The sequence below is a fragment of the Ligilactobacillus saerimneri DSM 16049 genome, from assembly GCF_000423265.1.
GTDB lineage: Bacteria > Bacillota > Bacilli > Lactobacillales > Lactobacillaceae > Ligilactobacillus > Ligilactobacillus saerimneri.
The window spans coordinates 1-8,731 of sequence record NZ_AUHQ01000041.1 but is presented as its reverse complement, the minus strand read 5'-3'; the positions used below and the strand labels follow the sequence as shown (position 1 = coordinate 8,731).

Annotated in this window: 10 protein-coding genes; 1 reads left to right on the top strand and 9 read right to left on the bottom strand. The window is 45.4% G+C overall.

Annotated features, from left to right (window positions below; all coding sequences use genetic code 11):
• The 9 genes from G541_RS10275 to G541_RS0107910 form a co-directional block, all read right to left on the bottom strand.
• A partial coding sequence (locus tag G541_RS10275) for a helix-turn-helix domain-containing protein (RefSeq protein ID WP_155824514.1) occupies window positions 1-141 on the bottom strand: 141 nt, incomplete at its 3' end.
• 148 nt (window positions 142-289) lie between these two features.
• Window positions 290-730, bottom strand: a complete 441-nt coding sequence (locus G541_RS0107945) for a (deoxy)nucleoside triphosphate pyrophosphohydrolase (protein WP_009553923.1) — start codon at window positions 728-730, stop codon at window positions 290-292.
• On the bottom strand, window positions 714-1,583 hold the full coding sequence (locus G541_RS0107940) for a fructosamine kinase family protein (RefSeq protein ID WP_009553924.1): 870 nt from the start codon (window positions 1,581-1,583) through the stop codon (window positions 714-716). Before G541_RS0107940 ends, G541_RS0107945 begins: the two co-directional genes overlap by 17 nt.
• Window positions 1,584-1,604: 21 nt before the next feature.
• Window positions 1,605-2,387 carry a tyrosine-protein phosphatase gene (locus G541_RS0107935; RefSeq protein ID WP_009553925.1) on the bottom strand — a complete coding sequence of 261 codons (783 nt, stop codon included), beginning with the start codon at window positions 2,385-2,387 and terminating at the stop codon, window positions 1,605-1,607.
• 71 nt (window positions 2,388-2,458) lie between these two features.
• On the bottom strand, window positions 2,459-3,367 hold the full coding sequence (locus G541_RS0107930) for an alpha/beta hydrolase (RefSeq protein WP_027827089.1): 909 nt from the start codon (window positions 3,365-3,367) through the stop codon (window positions 2,459-2,461).
• Window positions 3,348-4,664 carry a PTS transporter subunit EIIC gene (locus G541_RS0107925; protein ID WP_162139338.1) on the bottom strand — a complete coding sequence of 439 codons (1,317 nt, stop codon included), beginning with the start codon at window positions 4,662-4,664 and terminating at the stop codon, window positions 3,348-3,350. Before G541_RS0107925 ends, G541_RS0107930 begins: the two co-directional genes overlap by 20 nt.
• 131 nt (window positions 4,665-4,795) lie before the next feature.
• A complete protein-coding gene (locus G541_RS09730) occupies window positions 4,796-5,257 on the bottom strand; it encodes a hypothetical protein (RefSeq protein ID WP_051174614.1) in 462 nt (153 codons plus the stop codon).
• A 27-nt stretch (window positions 5,258-5,284) separates the two neighbouring features.
• Window positions 5,285-6,706, bottom strand: a complete 1,422-nt coding sequence (locus tag G541_RS0107915) for a C69 family dipeptidase (RefSeq protein ID WP_027827087.1) — start codon at window positions 6,704-6,706, stop codon at window positions 5,285-5,287.
• A gap of 105 nt (window positions 6,707-6,811) precedes the next feature.
• Complete coding sequence (locus tag G541_RS0107910; protein WP_027827086.1) at window positions 6,812-8,356, bottom strand: ABC-F family ATP-binding cassette domain-containing protein; 1,545 nt, start codon at window positions 8,354-8,356, stop codon at window positions 6,812-6,814.
• Window positions 8,357-8,493: 137 nt separating this feature from the next.
• Here G541_RS0107910 and G541_RS09725 point away from each other — a divergent pair.
• The coding region (locus tag G541_RS09725; RefSeq protein WP_155824494.1) for a helix-turn-helix domain-containing protein at window positions 8,494-8,731 on the top strand (238 nt) is incomplete at its 3' end.

The window sequence follows — 8,731 nt, the reverse complement described above, 5'->3', positions numbered from 1 at the left end:
ACCCTTTAACCGGTGAATTTCATTAAAGATAGTAGTCTTACTAAAGCCCAGGTAATCAGCGATATATCGAAGAGATCGCTTTTCATGACGAAGCGTTTCGATGACAATTCGGTCTTCAAATGATAAGATAGTGGTGCCCATAAAGGTCCTTCTTTCTAATGGAATGTTGTAACGACACCATTAAAGACCTTTATGGGTTTTTCTGTCCACTAAAATGTTCAACTTAAATTTTACAATCTGCCGTTGTTAATAGTCTATGAAAAAATAAGCCACTTTACAAGTAGTTAACCTACTTTGTTTTGTTGGAAGTTTCGATTTGGTTTTGTACCGCCAATAAATCAACCGTAGTTAGGTGCTGGACTATGGGTAAAGACGGTCCTAAAACCTGCATTGTTAGCAACTGTTGGGGAGTAACAAAGCGTAGATCATAGGCCGCCACTTGTCGCAAGTGGTGAGTGGTAAGACAGGCATAGTATGGAAAGAGGTGCACTTGTGCTAGTGCGTGCTCTCCTAGTATCGGGGGCATTACTGGAGCTCCTAGCATTAGCTGATCACCTAATTCTTCAGCTACTTCCCGCCGAACTGCCATAATTGGTGTTTCCCCCGGCTCAATCTTGCCACCCGGGAATTCCCACCAACCACCGTAGATCCGGTCCAAATTACGTCGCCCTACTAATACCCGCCCCTCAGCTAAAATGACCGCCAAGGCAACATCAATCTTCTTTTTCATGTGCAATCACCCGATGAAGACTTGCATTAACCGCGTTATAGTAGGTAGTGCCAAATTTATTGAGGTGAATCATCAGAAGGTACAAACGGTAGAATTCTAACCGGTCTTCAGCTCCTGGCTCTAAAGGAAAGACTTCATTGTAACCCGCATAAAATTCAGGTTCAAAGCCCCCAAAAACCTGGGTAATCCCAATGTCGAATTCACGATCACCATATAAAGGGCTAGGATCAATCAAAGCCGGCTGGCCAGCTTGATCAAACATAACGTTCCCGATCCATAAATCACCATGGCACAGGGCCGGCTGACTCAAATGTGCCTGTAAAGACTGTCGAATAACCGCCACAGCCCGCATAAAAAGCTGGTAATCAGCTGGCTTCCAAAAACCAGATCGTTGCAGTTTGGCTCCTAGTGGCAGTAAACGCTGGTCTACAAAGAGTTCTTCCCAGCTAGTCGTCCAGGTATTAGTAAAGCTGATTGTGGTTCCGCGGTACGGGTAGTCAAAGCCAAACTTCCCCGTTGGATTGTTGTGCTGATGCAGGTGCGCGACTAAGCGTCCCAAATCACGTTGCGATCCTACCCCAGTATCAATGTACGACAAAAGCAGGTAGGCATCACCGTGGTATTCGCCATTGGCTAAGACCTGGGGAGCATTAATCGCATACTTTTGAAAGAGCCTTAAACCAGCGATCTCAGCCTGGTAAAAGTCAGCTCCATAGCCTGGCTGCACCAGCAAGAAGTAATGCTGGTGATTTCCATCCACCAATTCATACGCCTCATTAACATCGCCACCAGTAACAAAGGTCGCTGTTACTGCACCCGGCAGCCCCAAGTGCTCAATTAATCGTTCATGCATAAGTTTTTCCTTTCCCAATACCTATTCTAAATAGATGTCTTGCAACCGTGTCAGTTGTTCATGATCCAGATCCAAATAACGTGCAAAATACTGTTCCATCGATCCTGCCACTGTTTCACAAACCTGGCGGAAGGTTTTGAAGCCCCGCTCACTAACGGCTAGGTAACTATTAAGCTCGTTGGCTAAGGCATCTGCATCACTAGTTGTCAGCAGTCCATTGATTTCTTCGGGGGTCTTGTTTTGGAAAACTAGGTTAGTTAAGAGATAATCCTGCAAAATAGCCTCTTCCTTAACTCCCAAAGCCGATAAGATCAAAAAGGCTGCTGCGCCCGTCCGATCTTTGCCCGCTGCACAGTGGAAAAGTACGCTCTGGTCGGGCTGATCGTTTTCAAGTAAATAATCGAACATCTGCCGAAACTGCGCCCGCGGATGAGGATCCGTCATCATCTGAGCATAGGTTTGATCAACAATATCCAGCTCACCATAACGCAACTGGTGCCCAGCAACGACCCCTAAATTTTCAAATAAAGTTCGTTCGAATGGATAAAGCGATAGGTTGATATACTTGGTCTGCACGGGGTATCGATCCTGGTAAAACCAAGTTTCCGACTCGGAACGCAGGTCAATATCATATCGCAATCCATACTCCGCTAGAAAGTCCAGGTCCTTGGGAGTTAATTGACCCATATTTCCTGAACGGATTAACTTTTGCCACCGGGTTGTCCGGCCATCAACCGTTGGATATCCTCCCATTTCACGGATATTAACCCCCCGGGCTAAAGGCAGCATTCTTTGATGTTGCATAAAAACTCACCTCATTACGTATTCTTCACTTTTCTTTTATGATAACACTTACATCCTTGTGCAAGCTGCTTTTAGTTACTATGACTATCATTATCAGCAACGTTCGGACCATTAGGCCGGCCAAAACCGTGATCGAGATCGAGGATATATTGCTGGATATACTGCACAATTTGCTTATTCTGTGGTAGGTCTGAGTGCTGGGATCCCTCTCCCGTTACTGTGATCTCCGTAAAGTGAGCCACCTGCTTTTGGAAGATGTATTTTCCCGCACGGACACTGCCTTCAGGCACCAGTCCATCTGATTCATAGCTTTCTGTTCCGGCTAGGGAATAAACAGTCATATCTGCTGGAAGTTTCTGGCGGTGGTCGATCAAATATGCCAGCATTTGGGTTTTGTGCGCGATACTTTTTTCGGAGAAATTAAACGGACTCGCAATCGTCATTAATTTTTTACAGACAATATCATCATCGGTAAAATATTTTTCCAAAAATGTAGCATAGATCAATCCTCCATTCGAATGTCCGATCCCCTTAAAGTTATTGAACTTATACCGTTCACTCAGCTGATCAAAAGCTAAGTGAAAATAATATGCTTGTTTTTGGATGTTTTCCCACCCATCTTTGTTATTTTCAAATCCAACCACGATGATTGGCTCATTATCGCCCGGGCGAATCTTGCCCTCATAGGTGATCCGGTGGTCATTATAGACTTTCACCTTTAGCAAACTATGCTTTTTATTGCCGTGGCTATTCAAAATTTTAACCAAATCATCAAACCGATTCTGGGTCGCACTACTTCCTGGGATCATGATTACCGGTGAGAGTTTCGAGTTATAGCGTTGGCGCAGCCCCGTTGTTTGCTGGTGGGCCCAATGGCTGGCCGGAAAAAGCAAGCCCCCAAGAAGCACAACAGCTAGCAACAACATCATGACGGCACTTCGCTTGCTACGGTAAAAACTATTAGTTGGTTTTTGGTGCATCTCTTCTCCCTCCTTCAGCCGTGACTTTGGCAATAAGTAATTGTTCCTGGACATCATCAGTAATCCGCACAAACGGCAAATAAATCAGCACATCAAGTACCAACAGTAAGACCCCCACCATTAAGCACAGCCAGTGTCCGTTAGTTCCCAGATAAGCAATCAATGGCCCCGGTGTCCCCAGCGGAACAGGATACACCGCCGGAATGATCGCCCCCATTTGGATCAAGAGGGCAGCTACAACCACATTAACCACTGGTGCCACAACGAAGGGAATAACATATAAGGGGTTCAAAAAGAGGGGAATGCCGATCATGAGGGGCAACCCCACCTCAAAGAGGGTGGGAATTGTTGCCCAGGCTGCCAGCATATTAGTTGACCGGTGGCGACTAACTAACACAATTGCAATAATTAACGCCAATGTAGCTCCTGGGCCACCAAAGCGACCAAAACTCTGGTATAAGGTGTAATCCGTAAAACGGTTCGGGACGTGCTGCAAATTGCTGTGGTGTAGTGCATATGCCAAATTTTCGTAAAACGCACTACTACTCAGAGCGTTACTCATCGTTAGTGGCCCGGTTAAACCGATAATTTGGCATAAAGACGTCAAAAGCGTCAATACTATCACTCCTAACCAGGCCCAGTGGCCGGTTACCAAATGCTGTTCCCATCCCAAAATAAGGCTAACAAGTTGCGCTTTGCCAGCGCCACCCCACAGCCACATCCCGGTCATGATAAAAGCACACAAGACAAAACAGGTCCCAATTGCCGGTAAAGCACTGAAAGACCGCGCAATAATTGCTTCATCCGTAAGCACGGATAAATGCCGCCCCCACCAACGGAAAATCTGCCCTACCACATAGCCAACGCCTAAGCCATAGAGCAGTGACTGCATATGAAAGGCACCGCTAGTTATACTCAATTGCCCAGTGGCCGAAACCTGGGTCAAAAACAAAAGGGCATACGTTAATAACCCCGTCGTTCCGGCTATCTGCTTGTCTTGCTTATATAATGCAGCCGTCTCGCTCGCTGCATGATAAGCTGCTAGAACGGCGATAATGCCTAGGGTCAAGCTCTCAAAACTTCCTACTAACGTGTGCAGTCCCTGGTAGTGAGGCAACCATTTTGTCACCTGTAAAATGGTCCCCCCAAAGCCTTGCGGATCTAAAAGAGCCATTCGTAATACGCGGGCAAAACTCCCCACCAAGGCAAACGGGAACAATACAATCATTGTTTGCCGCAAAACAACATAAAAACTTCGTTTCTGTAAATCTAACATCCGTTGTGTTAGCCAAGTCATCACCCGTGACATCCCCACCAACTCCCTTCGCGAGTAGCTTTCTTACAGCCATCATACCATTATTCACATACGAAAAAACACTGCTTCAACCTGAACATTTCTGATCATGCTGAGCAGTGTTAACTTACTTATTATTCATCGGTTGTCGGTGCTTCTGCTGGGGCTTGAGCTGTTGTCCAAGCTGCTTGCACAAGCGCACACATCTGTTCAAACATTGCGTCCCCGATTTGATCTACTGGTCCCAAAGTGTCAATGTGAAAAGCAGACGCGTTTAAATTGGGAGCCTCAACAATCAAATTAACTACTACCGGCACTGCCTGGTTGAGGTCCGCATAAAAGTTATCTACCCGGTTATTGTTAGCAAACGGCAAGTTAATAATCCCCGTTTCTAACTCCACCTTAAAGTCATTTATTGTCAGCTCACTATGCACGAGTGCTCCAGTAGCGACCTGAGCCGAGAATGTATCAAACATCGTTCTCAGGTTAGCTGCCATCTCCTGGGCAGCAAAGTCAGCCGCATCCGCGGTGAAGTTTTGAACCTGGTATTGCCCAGTATCAACTGCATCGAGGTATGTTTGTACTTTAATTTCCACTACTTTCACGTCCTCCTCATAAGTCGACTACAGATTCTTATCCATATTAAAGGTCAATTTGGATAATTTCAAGCCTTCAGTAACGAAATGGCCGATCATCTTCATGGTCCGATTGCGCATTTCTGCTACCATCGCGTAGTTTTGCTTGGTCAAGAATTCAGTCAGATCATTACCACTCAACTTCGCTGCTTCAGCATCAGTTTGGGCAAGCATGCGGTGTTTCGTTTCCCGCGCTGCCGTTAAATAATCCAGGTCATCTTGAATGAAATGTGCATGGTGGGATTCAACTAACATTGAAAGTTCCCGGTACATCCAATAAGCGCTACTTACGTCAAACTCTAGTGGTGTATTGCTCCACGAAGGATCAGTGTCATTAGCATTGGTATAAAACGGTACATATGGCGTAAAGGCCGGTACCCCGAAGCAAACCCACATCAAAGCTGCTTGGTCATGAGGCACATCATTTCGTAACTGTAAGATATGGGAATTTTGTGTCCGGTTAAGGCAGATTGGCCGGTAACGGACCTTATCCGCATCAGATCCGTGACCTAACGGATCAAACTGTGTTTCGTTATAATGTGAACTCAGCACGTATTCCAAGTCTTCGAGGGCCAGCAACCGGTTAGCTTTTCGGATAAATGGCAATTCGCTCGATTCTGGGTCCTGGTCAATTTCTGGGTTGAAGCACTTTTGCCCATACCATACCCGCGGTGTATTGTAGTGCCGGTCTTTTTCTGTATCAGTTCCAAAAATCTTCCGGAAATTAAATCCTTCCCGATCAGGGTTCAAATGGTGGGCGTCTACGAATTCACGCAACCCCTCTGACCACATAAAATTATCGGGATCATCAAAATCAATCTGTTGTTGGGCTACTTGGTTGGCCGCGATTGCATAGGAATCATCCGGGATCCGAGTGGCAGCCCAGTGGTGGCCGGTAACAATTTCCATGTACCACACCTCATCATTGTCGGCAAACAAGACCCCGTTTCCTTCAGGCGAACCGTATTTCTTGATTAACTGGCCCAAATATTCCACCCCTTCACGAGCAGAATGGATATAAGGTGCAACCATGTGTTGCATACTTTCTTCTAGCAATCCGTCTGGAACCAGGGGGTCATGAGCTAACGCACGTTGATTACCATAGACACTTTCCGTACAGGACATCGCTACATTAGCTTCATTGATGGAGCTTTCCCCATAGTAACCCTCTTTGTCCAAATCAACGTTAGGGGTAAATGGTGTCCGCAACCCCCGCTGGGGTAATTCCGCGGTGAAATTATTCTTCTTAGACTTAAAGATCCGCCCCTTTTCGTTATATGCTGCCTGCATATGGAAACGCTGGGGCGTGATTGGTAAGAAGGTGTCGTCGTTGCGGGCGATCATTGTTGAACCATCAATCGTGGCCTTCTTGCCCACGAGAATTGTTGTACATGCCGTTTCTGTTGTCATCTATGACCCTCCAAACTAAATACTTACCATACAGTGTACGCCTTTTTAGTCCTGACGACTAGCCTTGCTTACACTGTGCATAGTCATCAGATTCTCTTTTGCCCCTTATTGAGACAAGCGCATCCGTTCGACATCAAATATCTTATCAACCCACCCATTATAAAAAGAGGCTTCGTGGGTTACCAAGAGGACATTTCCTGGAAATTGTTGCAATGCTGTCCGCAACGCCGCCTTAGTTTCATCATCTAAGTGGTTAGTTGGTTCGTCTAAGATCAAGAAGTTACTTGGTTTAAGTTCTAATAGACAAAGCTTTACTTTAGTCTGCTCTCCCCCACTCAAAAGGTGCATTGGTTTTTGCGCATTTTCGGCATTAATTCCCGCCCGCGCCAAGCGCTGCCGAATTGTTTTAGGCTCTAACAAAGGATACGCATCTTGAATTACCTGCAAAGGTGTTTGGTTCGGATCATCCCACTCTAATTCCTGACTAAAGTAATTGACGATTACCGCATCACCAAACTTAGCTGTCCCCGCAAAAACAGGAATTTTTCCGAGCAAAGACTTGATCAACGTTGATTTTCCGATCCCATTAAAGCCCTTTAAGACAACCTTTTCTCCATAACTCAGGGTAAATGTTACTGGCGCCAGCAAAGGCTTATGGTAGCCCACTGACAAGTGGTTCACCCGTAGTGTTTCAGCGGACAGGATCTCCTGGTAAGGAAATTTAAAATGGGCCTGCAGATTAGTGCTTGGCGGATCGATCCGCACCAACTTGTCCAGACGCTTCTGCCGTGACTTTGCCATGGCCGACCGACTCCCGGCCTTATTTTTACGGATATAGGCCTCATCTTTAGCGATTTGTAATTGTTGTTTTTCGAACGCTCGTTGTTGGCTTTCCTGCCGTGCGGCTTTTTGTCGCATCGCCTGTTTGAAACTCCCAGTATACTTAGTGATCTTTTTGAAGGCAACATCAATAATGGTATTGGTAATTTGTTCCAAAAAATCGTAATCATGCGAAATAACCATAAAGCAGGCCGCAGTTTCATTGAGGTAGTTTTGCAACCATTCAATGTGTTCTGTATCAAGATAATTTGTCGGTTCATCTAATAAGAGGACGTCTGGTTGCTCTAATAATAATTTAGCCAAAATAATTTTGGACCGCTGTCCACCAGAACAGTCACTTACCTGCCGGTCCTTGCCTAAAGCGGTTAGTCCCAACCCCATCATCACCTGGTCGATCCTGGTATCGATATTATAAAAATCGGCCGCATCTAATTTCTCCTGATAGTAACCCGCTTGATCTAGCAAATGTTCATCCAGCGACTGGGCGTACTTTTCATAGCAGGCGGCTTGCTTGGCCGCGATCTCGTCGAGATCTGCAAATGCCGACCGCAAAAAAGTTTGAATAGTTAAATCATGGGCTGATTCTGCATACTGGTCCAAATACCCGATCTTAACTCCTTTTTGCCATTTGATCTGCCCTTTATCTGGTAGTTCCTGGCCTGTCAAGAGTTTGATCAAGGTACTTTTACCAGCACCATTTTGTCCAATTACCCCCATGTGGTCCTCTTTATTGAGGCGGAAAGATGCATCTTCGTAGAGGGTTTTATCAGCAAATGAATGGGATAAATGCGTTACTTCTAAAATGCTCATCGTTCTCTTCTCTCTATTAATTGTCAGATTCTAAATGGCAGATTGTAAAATTTAAGTTGAACATTTTAGTGGACAGAAAAACCCATAAAGGTCTTTAATGGTGTCGTTACAACATTCCATTAGAAAGAAGGACCTTTATGGGCACCACTATCTTATCATTTTCAGACCGCATTGTCATCGAAACGCTTCGTCATGAAAAGCGATCTCTTCGATATATCGCTGATTACCTGGGCTTTAGTAAGACTACTATCTTTAATGAAATTCACCGGTTAAAGGGTGAATACCATGCGACTAGTGCGCAAGCCGACCACGAAACTAAACTTAGTTATCGTGGTCGTAAATGCTCATTAACGGCTAACCTCAAGCGACTAATCG